General features: G+C 34.8%; 15 protein-coding genes and 1 tRNA gene. 1 reads left to right on the forward strand and 15 read right to left on the reverse strand.

The features are described 5' to 3' along the window. Positions 1 to 208 precede the first annotated feature (208 nt). Positions 209 to 448, forward strand: coding sequence for a SemiSWEET family sugar transporter (locus tag ACPF63_RS12035; RefSeq protein ID WP_426480048.1), 240 nt, complete (start codon positions 209 to 211; stop codon positions 446 to 448). A 141-nt stretch (positions 449 to 589) separates the two neighbouring features. Here ACPF63_RS12035 and ACPF63_RS12040 read toward each other — a convergent pair whose 3' ends face one another. The 15 genes from ACPF63_RS12040 to ACPF63_RS12110 all read right to left on the reverse strand — a co-directional run bounded on the left by ACPF63_RS12040 (position 590) and on the right by ACPF63_RS12110 (position 12,315). After that, positions 590 to 1,369: a type 1 glutamine amidotransferase domain-containing protein gene (locus tag ACPF63_RS12040; RefSeq protein ID WP_426480049.1), complete on the reverse strand. Its 780-nt coding sequence runs from the start codon at positions 1,367 to 1,369 to the stop codon at positions 590 to 592. Positions 1,370 to 1,403: 34 nt separating this feature from the next. Then, positions 1,404 to 2,192: a type 1 glutamine amidotransferase domain-containing protein gene (locus ACPF63_RS12045; protein ID WP_426480050.1), complete on the reverse strand. Its 789-nt coding sequence runs from the start codon at positions 2,190 to 2,192 to the stop codon at positions 1,404 to 1,406. Between the two features lie 126 nt (positions 2,193 to 2,318). Further along, the gene (locus ACPF63_RS12050; RefSeq protein WP_426480051.1) at positions 2,319 to 3,485 is read right to left on the reverse strand and encodes an MFS transporter; all 1,167 of its coding nucleotides are present in this window, start codon (positions 3,483 to 3,485) and stop codon (positions 2,319 to 2,321) included. Positions 3,486 to 3,517: 32 nt separating this feature from the next. Further along, positions 3,518 to 4,009 (reverse strand): hypothetical protein, encoded by a 492-nt coding sequence (locus ACPF63_RS12055; RefSeq protein WP_426480052.1) that lies wholly within the window; start codon positions 4,007 to 4,009, stop codon positions 3,518 to 3,520. 45 nt (positions 4,010 to 4,054) lie between these two features. After that, positions 4,055 to 5,173 carry an L-dopachrome tautomerase-related protein gene (locus ACPF63_RS12060; protein ID WP_426480053.1) on the reverse strand — a complete coding sequence of 373 codons (1,119 nt, stop codon included), beginning with the start codon at positions 5,171 to 5,173 and terminating at the stop codon, positions 4,055 to 4,057. Positions 5,174 to 5,292: 119 nt separating this feature from the next. Then, entirely contained in the window at positions 5,293 to 6,204 is a 912-nt protein-coding gene (locus ACPF63_RS12065) for an NAD-dependent epimerase/dehydratase family protein (protein ID WP_426480054.1), read from the reverse strand. Between the two features lie 80 nt (positions 6,205 to 6,284). Then, positions 6,285 to 7,445 carry an iron-containing alcohol dehydrogenase gene (locus tag ACPF63_RS12070; RefSeq protein WP_426480055.1) on the reverse strand — a complete coding sequence of 387 codons (1,161 nt, stop codon included), beginning with the start codon at positions 7,443 to 7,445 and terminating at the stop codon, positions 6,285 to 6,287. Positions 7,446 to 7,534: 89 nt separating this feature from the next. Then, complete coding sequence (locus ACPF63_RS12075; RefSeq protein WP_426480056.1) at positions 7,535 to 7,840, reverse strand: putative quinol monooxygenase; 306 nt, start codon at positions 7,838 to 7,840, stop codon at positions 7,535 to 7,537. Positions 7,841 to 7,927: 87 nt separating this feature from the next. Beyond that, complete coding sequence (locus ACPF63_RS12080) at positions 7,928 to 8,491, reverse strand: Crp/Fnr family transcriptional regulator (protein WP_426480057.1); 564 nt, start codon at positions 8,489 to 8,491, stop codon at positions 7,928 to 7,930. A 97-nt stretch (positions 8,492 to 8,588) separates the two neighbouring features. After that, a complete protein-coding gene (locus tag ACPF63_RS12085) occupies positions 8,589 to 9,149 on the reverse strand; it encodes a hypothetical protein (RefSeq protein WP_426480058.1) in 561 nt (186 codons plus the stop codon). Positions 9,150 to 9,246: 97 nt separating this feature from the next. Then, a complete protein-coding gene (locus tag ACPF63_RS12090) occupies positions 9,247 to 9,399 on the reverse strand; it encodes a T9SS type A sorting domain-containing protein (protein WP_426483219.1) in 153 nt (50 codons plus the stop codon). 1,118 nt (positions 9,400 to 10,517) lie between these two features. Then, a complete protein-coding gene (locus ACPF63_RS12095) occupies positions 10,518 to 10,997 on the reverse strand; it encodes a phage integrase SAM-like domain-containing protein (protein ID WP_426480059.1) in 480 nt (159 codons plus the stop codon). 32 nt (positions 10,998 to 11,029) lie between these two features. Further along, entirely contained in the window at positions 11,030 to 11,248 is a 219-nt protein-coding gene (locus ACPF63_RS12100; protein WP_426480060.1) for a hypothetical protein, read from the reverse strand. Between the two features lie 270 nt (positions 11,249 to 11,518). Further along, a tRNA-Ser gene (locus tag ACPF63_RS12105) sits at positions 11,519 to 11,603 on the reverse strand. Between the two features lie 217 nt (positions 11,604 to 11,820). Continuing rightward, entirely contained in the window at positions 11,821 to 12,315 is a 495-nt protein-coding gene (locus tag ACPF63_RS12110) for a hypothetical protein (protein WP_426480061.1), read from the reverse strand. Between the last annotated feature and the right edge of the window lie 246 nt (positions 12,316 to 12,561).

Here is a 12,561-nt window from a genome sequence, read left to right on the forward strand (position 1 = left end):
AAATAACATAAAAATAATTTGTATTTAATTTGATGAAACAAAATTCAGGGTTTTCAATGTATTATTAAAATAATATAAATAATAATATAATATCATAATTATAATAGATAAGCTTTTACTTTTAATTCTTCATATCAATGAAAGATGATCAACCATTAATTTCGGATTTCATATATTTGAAATACTCAACCCACAAAAACAGCTGAATATGGAGTTAGAAACTTTAATTGGAATTTTGGGTGCTGTATTGTCTTCGATCTCATTTCTTCCACAGGTAATCAAAATTTGGAAAACCAAATCTGCTGCAGATTTATCACTTCCAACTATTTTGTTGCTTTCTGCAAATGCAGCAACTTGGCTAATGTATGGTGTAATCAAGAATGCAATACCATTAGCAATAACCAATGCTATTATGCTTACGATGCTATTAATAATAGTTTTTTTTTAAATCAGGTATAAACATAATTCCTAATAATTAATTTTATTATGGTCATTACACAAAAAAGCCCAGAAAATACTGGGCTTTCAATTTTAATAATATCACACGTCTAGCCGTGAATACCCCTTTTCTTATATAGAATCGATAAGATTAGTGTTTTTTAAGCTCTGCAAGAACTGCTTCTCCGACAGCCTTCGCCGACTGAGGATTTTGTCCGGTAACAAGTCTTTGATCAGTTACTACATGGACTTGCCATAATCCTGACTTTTCAAAAATAGCACCGCGTTCTTTTAACTTATCTTCCAATAAAAATGGCACCACTTTATCCAATTTAACAGCTACTTCTTCTTCATCAGTAAAGCCATTTACTTTTTTCCCGTCTACTAAGTATTGCCCATTGCTCAGTTTAATATTTACTAAACCAGCCGGACCGTGGCATACCGCACTAACAACACCTCCATTTTCATAAATTTTGCTTGCAATGGCAGCTATCGCCTCATTATCAGCAAAATCCCACATAGCGCCATGTCCACCGGCAAAATGTATAGCCTGATATTCATTAGGGTTAACTTGAGATGGTTTTTTAGTATGCTCTACCTTATTACGATAAATTTTGTCATTCCAAAATTCAGCATTCACCTTATCCTTTAAATCAAAACCGTCTACAGGTGCTTTACCACCCCGTGGGCTTACAAAATCAATTTCATATCCTGCATTTTTCAAAACCTCCCAAGGATGCGAAACTTCTCCCAAGTAGTATCCTGTTGGTTCTCCAGTATCTCCTTTTTTATCATGACTGGTTACCACAAAAAGAATTTTCTTTTTGTTTGGTTTTTGTTTTTTTGTTTGTGCTGTTGTCATATTCGCAGTGAATACAATTGCTATAACAGCGAATAGCATCTTCATTACTCTCGTTTTACTCATCTTCATACGTATGAATTTTAAAAATATATACTTACTTATTTTACTTGTTTAGATTCGTGATCAATTGTTTGGCCACTAGTTCTGCTGAAGCAGGATTCTGCCCGCTAATCAGCTGTCCATCTTGTACCGAATATGGTTTCCAATCTTCACCTTTGACATAAGCTGCTCCTTTTTCTTTTAACATATCTTCTAATGAAAATGGCACCATATCCAATGTTTGGCCTGTAGACTCTTCTGTATTGGTGTATGCTGAAATTTTTCTGCCCTTTACTAAAGAAACTCCATTTTTATCAGTTACGTTTTTCAAAGCTGCCGGACCATGACAAACTAACGCAATTGGTTTTCCCGCTTCATAGAATGCTTTTATCAATGCAATAGACAGTGCATTATCAGGTAAATCCCACATAGGTCCATGCCCTCCAGGATAAAAAACGGCATCATAATCTTCTGCCTTAATATCCTTAAGAGCAACTGTTTGAGCAAGTTTCTTTTGTGCTGCTGGGTCGCTGTAAAACTTTTTAACAGATTCTGTCGAATATTCAGGCTCAGTACTTTTAGGATCAACAGGCGCATTTCCTCCATTAGGAGTAGCCACCGTAATTTCGAACCCTTCTAAGGCCAATGCATAATAAGGTGTTGCAAACTCCTCAATCCAAAGCCCTGTTTTTTTTCCATTAACTTTTACCTGATCAAAGGAGGTGGTAACAAATAAAACTTTTTTTGTTTTCATAACTTCTTTTTCTTTTGTTGGTTTATTTTCGCTTTTAGCACATGCTACAATAATTGTAGACCATAATAGCATCAATAAATACTTCGTGTATTTTTTCATAATATTTAGATTATAATGAGACTTACTCAGTTTTGTCTATTTAAAATAACACTACAAAATTAAAGCAAGGGCCGTCCATATCTGTGTGATTAGACGCACAAAATTCGACTTGTAAGATCCCTTCAGTTAAACTCTTTCCCGTTTATACAAAATGGTAAGTAATGCAAGCATACTAAGGAATAGCATTTGAACAATTACAGCTGTCCACCCACCATACTGATATGATAGCAGTGCGCAGTAACCACCTAATGAACCACCTAAAAAATAAGCAGTCATATAGACTGTATTGATCCGGCTGCCCGCCTTATCATCAAATGTGTAAATCAATGATATGTTAGTAACCTGTGCAGCCTGAACACCTAAGTCCAACAGCAAAACTCCAATAGCTAAGAACCAGATTGAAAATGGAAAAATTATAAAAAGGAATTCACTGATCAAGATGAGAAGCACTGCAAAAACAAGAGATATGACGATACGATTATTTTTATCGGAATTCTTTCCGAAGATAGGAGCCATCAAGGCCCCTGCCACAGCCAGTAAACCAAACAATCCTATTTTATCACTAGATAAGTTCATAGGACTTTCACTTAGGTGAAAAGTAAATACGGTCCAGAATGAACTAAGGGTTCCGAAAATCAATGCACCTGTTAAAGCAGTACGCCTGAGCATTGAAAATCTCTTTAACTGATACATTGTTGATTTCAGTAAATTAAAGTAGTTCTTTTTGTAACTCCCTTGTAAAGAAATAAAATTGAACTGTATACCCAGAGCAGAGATAAGAACCATTCCCGAAGAAATAACATACACACATCTCCATTTAAACCATTCACCAATAAAACCACTGAAAACCCTTGCCGATAAAACTCCGATTAACAAGCCTGTAAATATCTGCCCCACCACTTTACCACGATTTTCAGATACCATACTGGCAGCCATCGGTAGAATAACCTGGGCTACTATGGCAAATAATCCAATGGTAAAGCTATAAAGATAAAGCTGTGCTAAAGTATGTGATGCCGCCATTCCAATAAGTGAAACAAAAAGTAATCCCTGCAAAGCTAAAATCAGTTTTTTACGATCCATTTTATCCCCCAGAGGCGTTATAAAAAACAAGCCCAATCCATATCCTACCTGAGAAAAAACAGATATAAGGCCAGCTTCTTGATTCGAAGAGCCAATATCTTTTGCTATATCCGGAAGGAGTGGCTGGCTGTAATACACATTGGCAATACATATCCCACAAGTAACCGCCATGATCAGGATCTGGCTTCTTTTCAACATAGTGCTTTCCATATATCCGTATTAAAAACCATTATATATGATAATTAGTGTTCAAGAGTTAAAGGGGAGGCTACAGGACTAGTTTTAAATTTTTCTAATTTACCCTTCCCTTTTATAATACGATCTTTAAGAAACTTAACATCATCATGTAAAGTATTGAGCTCATTCTTCGCATTCCTTGCCTCTTTTGAACTTCCTCTTACCTCACTAGACAGATGATCAGCTTTTCGGGCCAATTTTTTATCTTGAGGATTTTGACTCAGTTTTTTCGCTAAATCACTATTTTGATCGGCAAGGTGCTGGGCTTCAAGGCTTGTTTTTTCTTTATTTTGAATTTTTAGCGCCAGCTGACTTTCTAGCTCCAGTAACTTTAGCGAATCTTTACTGATCTGCTTCACCAAGGCTATTGAATCTTTACTGATCTTACTTACAACATTTTTACTTGCTGTATTTTGAGCATTGAGATACGTTGGAGTACATATAATTATAGCAAGTGCCAGAAAATAGACCAGGCATTTTATATCGTTATTTTTCATCCTATTTTTTTTGTTTGTTTAAAATACTATCATGTAGAATCACTACTATTTTATTTTGACACGAAGTATATAATAAGGAGGTTTGCTTACATTCTGGTTATTGTTCCACCAGGGTTTGTTTTGAAGCTGATCAGATACGATGTACAGGTAACCGTCCGGTGAGAGAGCTACCCCATCCGGCCATGAAAATAACTTATTATCCTGAGCCAGAATGGTATATTTACCTGGAGTAGAAACCCCTACTGCATTATGCTCTACATCGGTCACATAGACCTTTCCGTTAGAACCCACTTTGAAACCATCTGATTTTGGCTTTGGAGCATAGTATTCAATTTTATTTTCCAGGTCAGCATTTTGAAGGTCATTGTTTGCAACAGCATCTGCTGCAATACGGTAAATCTTTTCTCCTCCAAGTGCTCCATAGTAAATCCAGCTTCTCTCCGGATCAATAGAAATAGGATTAAGAGGATACTTTGGTTCATATTTTTTACCATCTGCAAACTGATGACTGATAGCCCTGCCGTTTACAATTACAGGTTCATCCACCGGCTGAAATGAGCTGTGATTTTCTAAAATCCGTCTGCTATAACCTGTCTTTAAATCAATCACGACAAATGCCGGTGTTGCAGGAAGAATCATTCCCCCCATCGTCATATCTGCAATAACTGCCGTATGGTGTTTCTCATCGATTACAAAATCCTGTAAAAATGAAGATGGACGTAGTACAGCATCAGGGAGTGGATATACATGTACTAACGCACGGCTTTTGATATCCCAGCCAATAAGCTTGGGAGCTTGTTTAGGATCTGCACCACTATTCCCCATATCCAATACCCATAAGATATTATCAGAAGATACCTGAATACCGATTGCTGAATTAATTCCTTTAATTGAATTCCCTACCGGTTTTTTAATCCATTCTTCGTCAGGAAAGTTAACCGTTTTGCCATCCGATAGTATTTCTCTGAGCAAAAACTGAGTTTTGCCTTCAGCGCTCATGGTAACAAATATTCCACCTTCAGGGGAAATGGCTATATTACTTGGGCGCTCATCAGTAAAAGATGATACGACTTCAATTTCTGATTTTGCTTTTGATTGGGCAGAAACAAAAGTGTGAGTCTGCGGAGCAAAATAAATTACTGCTGCTAATATTATTTTTTTCATATGCTGAATCTTTTCGATTATATGTATGATAGTATTAAAAAGTGTAAATGATAGATAATCAACTTAAAGCAGGCAGGATATATCCTGTCTGTTCTTAATTATAAAAACACCATTGAATATTATTGGTTTATAGCATATTTATTTGTTAATATCCATTCTGAAACGGACTCTCTTGTAGGATTCCAACCAAGAATCTCACGAGCATTAATCGCTTTAACTCTACTATTAGAGCCTAATGCATAACGCGCAAGTCCTCCTATTTCAGCAAGGGCTTCCTCAGCACTCCAACTTTCAGTTTCCCCTCCAAAACCTAGTGCCTTACTGATCCAACCAGCAAGATCTTTAAATGATTCCTCTCCATTTTCTACATAAAAATAGGATCCCGCAGGAGCGTGTTCCAACGCTAAAAGATAAAGATCAACCACATCTCCTATATGAACATTCGACCATCTGTTAATACCTTTTCCGATATAAATCCCTTTTCCTTTTTCAATTGATTTACGATATACTACAGGTAATTGAACACTTTCTACATCAAGACCTAAGCTATCTCCATAAATCATTGACGGAACAATCACTACCGTTCTGATATTTCTTTCAGCTCCCGCATGCTTCATCATCTGATTAATGATGACCCCTTGTTCCCTTGCCTCCAATGGCGAAAAATCACTGGTTTCATCAAATATTTTCGGATTCTCAAAATCTCCCAACACGTCATCTGCCACTACACTAGATCCTGAAGTGTGAATAAACAGCTTTCCGCTTCCTTCCAGTGCTTCTAAAATAGTTTCCACACTTTTCAAATGCTCAGAATCTGCGGCATGAATAACAGCATCAGATTTTTTAGCATACTCAGTGAGCAGATCAATATCTTCAAGAGATCCTGTCACTGGAATAATCCCAAGACTTCTTACCTCGCCTGCCTTTGCAGCATCTCGAATCAGGCCATGGACAATATGTCCTTGGTCAACCAGTACCTTACCAATTGAACTTCCAATATATCCGTTAGCGCCTGTTAAAAAAATTTTCATTATTGTTTATTTTATGGGTTTAAGATCAGGATACACTATTGTTCCTGATCGCTTTTTTGTTTTATACGTTGAAATGCAGTCTAGTAACTTAATTCAACAATTTCTTTTACTTTATCTGAAGTGATATTCTGTAATTCCCCCAGTGCAGTCCACCCTCTTTGCTCAAAACGATTGACAATAAGACTGGCTGTATTTTTATAATCATCGGTATAATATGATAATCCTGTCTCCATTCCCATTGTATGAAGAAACTCTACTGTTTTGTTAATAGCCAGCTTTGCAGTGAGATCTTCATCCATATTGTCAATTCCCCAGACCCTTTTTCCATACTGTGCTAATTTTTGTTTTTTACTTTCAAACATGACCTTATATAAACTAGGAGCTATAACTGCCAGAGTTCTTGCATGGTCAATCCCATACAATGCTGTCAGTTCATGTCCTATGAGATGAGTCACCCAATCTGAAGGAACTCCTTTTTGGATCAATCCGTTTAACGCCATGGTACAGCTCCACATAAAATTAGATGCAAGAGTATAATTTGCTGGTTCTTTGACAACCTGGGGCCCAACCTCAACAAGCGTCTGCAATATTCCTTCTGCAATTCTGTCCTGTAAAAAGGCATTGGAGGGATAGGTAAGATATTGTTCCATGACATGGGTAAAGGCATCAACTACCCCATTTTGAAGTTGTCGCTCCGGTAAAGAAGCAATTACCTGTGGATCACAAATCGAGAATTGCGGGAAAACAGCAGGGTTATCAAAAAAAAGTTTTTCACGGGTAGCCTCAATGGTAATGACCGAACCTGAATTCATTTCACTTCCGGTCGCCGGAAGAGTAAGCACAGTACCCAGAGGAATGACTTTATGTTTTATTTTATCCTGTCCATTGAGAATATCTAATGAATCACCATCATACTTCGCTGCTGCAGAGATAAATTTTGCCCCATCAATAACAGAGCCTCCACCGACTGCCAAAATAAAATCAATATTTTGGTCCTTAATCATTTTAACTGCTTTTAGCAGCGTTTCATAATGTGGATTTGGCTCTACTCCACCAAATTCTGTAATCTCGAAATTCTGCAAAGAATCGATCACCTGCTGATAAACACCATTATTAAATATACTTCCCCCACCGTAAACAAGAATAATTTTTGCATTCTTAGGAATGAGATCTGGAAGTTTTGAGATTTGCCCCTTGCCAAAAACAAGATTAGTCGGATTATAGTATTCGAAGTTTAACATATTCGATGTATATGATTATTTATGTATGTCTTAAAAAATAATAGGAAATCTTGAACAGATCATTCATTGAAAATCTGCTCTAAAGAAAATTATATGATAGGATTAAACAGGGAAACATTCCTTGATTCAAGAAGGGGAATGATTTGTAAAAGAACTACTTGCTTAAAATAATTACTTTGCCGATGTTGCTCAAGAGCAGCCGCATCTTTATATATTTCATAAAGTACAATTCTTCCGGGATCTTCGATCGATTGACAGACCATATACTGAAGACAACCAGGTTCCTGAACAGTACGCTCAGCAACCTGTTTTAATAAGTCTATCACTTCTGACAGAGTATTTTCTTTTACCTGATATTCAGCAATAAGAATAATATTCCCTTTTTTATGTATCATATCTATAATTATTGATACACAAAATTGGGACTATTTAAAGAGGAGAGAAAGGAGACAAATCACAAAACAAATGTGCATCCAATCACATTAAGGATGACTTAATCTGCTCAAGGTTTCCCTTGAAACCCCTAAATATGAAGCAAGGAGTGTTTTGGGAAGTCTTTGTAAAAGTTGAGGGGTTAGTTGATACAAACGGTTATAACGCTCCTGTGGGTTTTTCTCCAGGAGCATCAGGATTCTCTGTTGAAGTGCTACATAGCCAATATTCGATTTTTTTCTGAAAAAATTAGCAACAGTATGCATCTCACTACATAGCTTCTCTTTATTTTCCCGTGATATCACAAGTAATTCAGAATCCTCTATACAATCTATTGATATAGTGGCAAGTGTTTTATTATTGTACGCCTGGTAATCTGACACCCACCAATCTTCCATCGCAAACTGTAAGATGTGCATTTTACCGTCTTCTGTGGTATGATACGCCTTAAGCAATCCTTTAATAACCCAATAATCATTGGCAACTTCATGATCTTCCTGCACAAGAAACTGATGTTTACGCAGTTTTTTAGTCGAAAACATTGAAGAAATATAAGCGAATTCTTCGTCGGTTAAAGGAGTAATTTTTTCTATATGTTGTCTAAAATTATTCATGGTATTTACATTGATTAAAGAATACAAATGTATCTATTTTATAGAATCCCATTACAAGACATGGTGTTTTGTAAGAGAGTATTTGGTCTGTCTTATTTTAATTTATTGATGAGCCAGCACTTCTGTCTGATGCCTTTTCCGCTTTGGTTTTTAAATTTTTTAACCATATAGGAACAGAGCTCTCCAATTCTTTCTGAAATTGACTGCGATTTATGAAAACCAACCATCCTTCCATACTTTCTTCCATTTTTATAGTGGTATAATCTCCATGCTGAGTAAACGACCAGCTATTGATGGCAAATACACCACAGGCTTTACTACACCATCCCATTTTCTTTCCTGGAATTACATCATTGATAATTGAATACATATCTGTATCTCCTCTTTTCCAGTCAAAACTATTCCCTTCTTCAAATGAACCATTGAGTTTTGGATCTCTAATTTCCCGGTTCAATTCCTCCCAATGATTTACCTCACTCATCATCTGATACACTTTCTGTGACGGAGCATGTATGGTTATTTCCTTGCATATTTTTACAGGCGCATCTTCATTGATTGCTTTTAGCCCTGTATCAGTCGTAAAAATTACTTCCAATAAAATAATGGCAACTGCAATCAATCCCAACATCATTAATAGACAATACAAAATTAATTTCATTTTTTTCAATTTTTGGTTTCTAACCTTAACATGTTAGAATCATTTACATTAAAAGGGCGGGATTGCCCCGCCCTACTAATCAACGTCCCAAAGGAAACTACTTTTTTACAAATTTTACGGTTTGGCTTTTAATTCCATCATTCAATTTTAGAACATAGGGCCCTGGCACTAAAAAGTCAATAGCTAACAATTCATTAACGATTTCCTTCTTAGATAGTACAAGTTTTCCCGTAAGGTCATATATAGAAATGTTTCATACAACTAAATGTAAAAAAAGAAGGTTCGTGCAAAACACACCTAATAATACATTTCTTCTTATCATAATCTTTATTTTAAAATAGTACTTTAATCGCCAATGGAATTGCGATATTATCCTTTCGATATAGTGTTGAGACAAAAAAATAATAATTTCGAAAAAAAAGAAAGGGTTCAAATCACAAAATATGTGTGATTTGAATCACAAAACAATACGTATCATCCACTTATGTTAATTAATATTTTTCAAAAATGATCATCAAAAATATAGAGTATCTGATCATTGTACTTTCAGTAATTGATCATAATACTTTGATTTTGTTACTTTTTAAGAAAAATATTAAAAATACAGATGCTGAAAAATCGTATTTGATTAAATTAGAATCTTATAATAATTCATACAATTTTGCTACATAATAAATGTGCTAAGAATCTAAAATCAATTTTATTTTCAAAATAAGTTTACTAATATTGCCGTTCATTCAAATCAATTGGTATACCACAAAACACATAATTCACTCTACTTAAGAAATTTACATTAATTAAAGGCCAGGTATACAAATTTTCCCACATTTTTAATGTTTGAAATTACATGACAAGAATAGACTTTGTAATTCTTTCTAAATTTGACTCAATCAAATCAAATCTTCTCAAAAAAATGTTTGAAGTAAAGAATTATTTGAGGATAAACTCCTAAGCAAAGAAGAACTACAGTTTGATTGGTTAAGAAGTAAGACTATTCGAAAGATGATGAATATTTCACCTGCTACTTTACAAAATTTAAGGATTAAAGGTAAAGTGAGATATAAAAAAGTAATGGGCTCGTACTATTACAACAGAAATGATATCCAAAATCTTTTTTGAAAATGAACATTGACGCATCAAAAAAAGGGCTTGTGTATCTAGATATTATTACAGCAGATCCCAGATTAAATGTATGGCATATTAGCTTACTATTGGCAATAACTTTACTAGCATACAGACAGAGTGAAAGAAACATAATTAGAGTTAGAGAAACAAATTGATGTCAATATTTCATATTGAAACAGCACCTACCTATCACAAGTATTTTCAACAACTTCAAGAGTTTGGCTACTTTAAATACAGACCCTCCTACCATCCGGGGTATAAGAATACCTTCTCTTCGATTCTTTTTAATTCCGTTTTAGTCAATGGTTTTTTCACCTTTGATTTTTTACTCGTAAAGAGCTTAAATGGGTCTTTAGGGATAATCTCTTTAGCAACAGCACGGAGAACGATCTTTTTAAAATTGCTGATATATTTAAGAGAGGTATTATTGGAACATTTTCTAACAGTTTTTAGATATAATTCATAATTCTTTACAAATTCATAGTTCAATGCAGAAAACGAAAGATCATCACGCCCATATTTATATTTGATAAACTCAGCTACATGAGAACGAGCAGTGACATATCTTTCACGAGTTCCATCCGAATATTCTCCAGTTTTAACTAAAGCGGCTATCTCATCATTATGTTCCTGAAATTCTTCTAATACAGAATTCTGACGCTTGTAACCGCCATTTACAAAGTCAATAAGATCAACAGCTGTAATAGGTTTATCATTATTCAACAGTTCTGTCCTATGGCTGTTAATTTTTGTTCTTAAAGAATTAAAAAGAAATTCAGTTCTTTAGCGTCTTCTTTTGTACCTATGGCTTTCTCTTCCTTGTGGTTCCATCTTATAACATCCCATTTTCTTTTTGTAGAAGTTTCTTTTGGAATGCCATCAACTGTAATCCGTACATAAATAAAGCGGATTGATTTGTCCTTTACATTTGAGCTCTTTAAAAAGAAAGAAAGCCCATAACTTTGTTCTAACATAATTAAACATTTTAAAGTTTATAAATGTCGAACCAAAGCCTCTTAAAGCCAAGTCGTCAAGTAGATTTAAATATTGATTATCAAGGATTTAAACCAAATTCTGTGGCAAGTTTTTTAAATTTCTAATATTGCCACGATTTTGCCACAAACTTTTGGAGTGTTTTTGAAAATTTTAGCAATTCCCATAAACAAAAAATCCTTCAATTCGTTGAAATTGAAGGATTTAATTATTTTTTATCGCTTTTTGAAAACTTTCGTCTTCAGTACTTGCGGAGAGTGAGGGATTCGAACCCCCGGACCTGTTACAGTCAACAGTTTTCAAGACTGCCGCAATCGACCACTCTGCCAACTCTCCTTTAACTCCGGTTATACCGTTGTTTTCAGTGGTGCAAATATAGAAAGTTTTTTATTACTGACAAAATATTTTTGGAAGAAAATTTACATTTCTATATTTTCAAAGAAAATTCTGTTTTCTTAGACTGTTAAATCAATATTCTTAGCAACTCAACTTCAGCCATTTACCCTTTAATAAAAGGTATTCAGCCTTCATCGCTATTTTTAATATATATTTTCTAACCGTAGTAATATTCGGTGGTGACATCTCCGCTAAAAGCCGGATGCAGGTCCTGTTTCTGCATATTCAGTTCGAATAATCTTTCGCCATTTTTATTTCCTCCCCGTATTTTTAACGAATACCATCCGTTTTCTAAAGATAAAGTAATACTGTTTTCCTCATTAATAGAAGTAACGTCTTTTAAATAACCGATACCAACAACTTTTACTTCATTATTAGCGGTCTGAAATATCCAGCCTCGTGACTCTACTTCTACCTCATCATCATTCAAAATCTTTTCGTCATTCACGGAAACCCGGAATGCATAATGGTCTTCTTCAACCCCTATGATGGGAATTGCGATGCCTGATTTGGTTATTTCATCTCCATGTTCATTTTCTACGAAATATTTTAAAATATTAGTACCGGAAAGATTGTTTTCTTGCTGGTAATTTGCTAAAAGCTGCGGACTAAATACCACAAAACCTTTAAGTTCTGAGAATATTTTCTTCATATATTTTGGATTGGATTTGGATTAAATTTTATCTGTTTACCATGGTATCAACATGTTCAGATTGTTTTTTTAATGTTTGATCAGTTTAGTTCGCCCGGCGAAAACAAATCTTTGATGAAAGTTTTATCTTCACATACTTTTTTAAAAGTTTAAATAAAATCCTCCAACTTTTCTGAATCAGAAGAATAAAATTACATATTAGTTTTAAGCAAAAAGAATTGTAAAACCATTGTTATCTAATAAAGG

This window comes from Chryseobacterium sp. R2ACT005 (genome assembly GCF_049949215.1).
Taxonomy (GTDB): domain Bacteria; phylum Bacteroidota; class Bacteroidia; order Flavobacteriales; family Weeksellaceae; genus Chryseobacterium.

Coding starts and splice junctions, on each gene's coding strand:
- ACPF63_RS12035 (WP_426480048.1), top strand. CDS start 209: ATGGAGTTAGAAACTTTAATTGGAATTTTGGGTGCTGTATTGTCTTCG.
- ACPF63_RS12040 (WP_426480049.1), bottom strand. CDS start 1,369: ATGAAGATGAGTAAAACGAGAGTAATGAAGATGCTATTCGCTGTTATA.
- ACPF63_RS12045 (WP_426480050.1), bottom strand. CDS start 2,192: ATGAAAAAATACACGAAGTATTTATTGATGCTATTATGGTCTACAATT.
- ACPF63_RS12050 (WP_426480051.1), bottom strand. CDS start 3,485: ATGGAAAGCACTATGTTGAAAAGAAGCCAGATCCTGATCATGGCGGTT.
- ACPF63_RS12055 (WP_426480052.1), bottom strand. CDS start 4,009: ATGAAAAATAACGATATAAAATGCCTGGTCTATTTTCTGGCACTTGCT.
- ACPF63_RS12060 (WP_426480053.1), bottom strand. CDS start 5,173: ATGAAAAAAATAATATTAGCAGCAGTAATTTATTTTGCTCCGCAGACT.
- ACPF63_RS12065 (WP_426480054.1), bottom strand. CDS start 6,204: ATGAAAATTTTTTTAACAGGCGCTAACGGATATATTGGAAGTTCAATT.
- ACPF63_RS12070 (WP_426480055.1), bottom strand. CDS start 7,445: ATGTTAAACTTCGAATACTATAATCCGACTAATCTTGTTTTTGGCAAG.
- ACPF63_RS12075 (WP_426480056.1), bottom strand. CDS start 7,840: ATGATACATAAAAAAGGGAATATTATTCTTATTGCTGAATATCAGGTA.
- ACPF63_RS12080 (WP_426480057.1), bottom strand. CDS start 8,491: ATGAATAATTTTAGACAACATATAGAAAAAATTACTCCTTTAACCGAC.
- ACPF63_RS12085 (WP_426480058.1), bottom strand. CDS start 9,149: ATGAAATTAATTTTGTATTGTCTATTAATGATGTTGGGATTGATTGCA.
- ACPF63_RS12100 (WP_426480060.1), bottom strand. CDS start 11,248: ATGTTAGAACAAAGTTATGGGCTTTCTTTCTTTTTAAAGAGCTCAAAT.
- ACPF63_RS12110 (WP_426480061.1), bottom strand. CDS start 12,315: ATGAAGAAAATATTCTCAGAACTTAAAGGTTTTGTGGTATTTAGTCCG.